The sequence below is a fragment of the Thalassospira sp. MCCC 1A03138 genome (assembly GCF_002115785.1).
Lineage (GTDB): Bacteria > Pseudomonadota > Alphaproteobacteria > Rhodospirillales > Thalassospiraceae > Thalassospira.
On sequence record NZ_JFJY01000025.1, the window covers coordinates 1 to 1,142 of the forward strand.

1 protein-coding gene is annotated in these 1,142 nt (G+C 58.1%); it reads left to right on the top strand.

Annotated elements, in window-relative coordinates; genetic code table 11:
- Positions 1 to 1,142: elongation factor Tu (gene tuf / locus TH468_RS21075; protein WP_114124141.1), on the top strand; the 1,142-nt coding region annotated here is incomplete at both ends.

Below are 1,142 nucleotides of genomic sequence, written 5' to 3' on the forward strand. Positions count from 1 at the left end.
CGTACAAAACCGCACGTGAACGTTGGCACCATCGGCCACGTTGACCACGGTAAAACCACGCTGACCGCAGCGATCACCAAAGTTCTCGCAGAGAGCGGCGGCGCATCGTTCCAGGACTACAGCATGATCGATAAAGCGCCGGAAGAGAAAGCTCGTGGTATCACGATCTCGACCGCGCACGTCGAATATGAAACGGCGAACCGCCACTATGCGCACGTCGACTGCCCGGGCCACGCTGACTATGTCAAGAACATGATCACCGGTGCGGCACAGATGGACGGCGGCATCCTGGTTGTTTCGGCAGCAGACGGCCCGATGCCGCAGACCCGCGAGCACATCCTGCTTGCGCGTCAGGTTGGCGTTCCGGCCCTCGTCGTGTTCATGAACAAGGTTGACCAGGTCGATGACGAGGAACTCCTCGAGCTCGTCGAAATGGAAATCCGTGAACTTCTGTCGTCCTACGACTTCCCGGGCGATGACATTCCGATCGTCAAAGGTTCGGCTCTTGCCGCCCTTGAAGGTCGTGATGACGCGATTGGCAAAGAAGCGATCCTGAAACTGATGGAAGCTGTTGACAGCTACATCCCGGCACCGGAACGTCCGAAAGACCGTCCGTTCCTGATGCCGATCGAGGACGTGTTCTCGATCTCGGGTCGTGGTACCGTTGTGACCGGCCGTGTTGAAACCGGTATCGTCAAGGTTGGTGAAGAAGTCGAAATCGTCGGTATCAAAGACACCGTCAAAACGATCGTCACCGGCGTTGAGATGTTCCGCAAGCTGCTCGATCAGGGTGAAGCTGGCGACAACATTGGCGCGCTGCTGCGCGGCACCAAACGTGAAGACGTCGAACGTGGTCAGGTTCTGGCACATGTCGGCTCGATCAAGCCGCACACCAAGTTCACTGCAGAAGCTTACATCCTGACCAAGGATGAAGGTGGCCGTCACACGCCGTTCTTCTCGAACTACCGTCCGCAGTTCTACTTCCGTACCACTGACGTCACCGGTTCGATCGAGCTGCCGGCAGGCACGGAAATGGTTATGCCGGGCGACAACGTCCAGATGACCGCGACCCTCATTGCACCGATCGCAATGGACGAAGGTCTGCGTTTCGCAATCCGTGAAGGCGGTCGTACCGTCGGCGC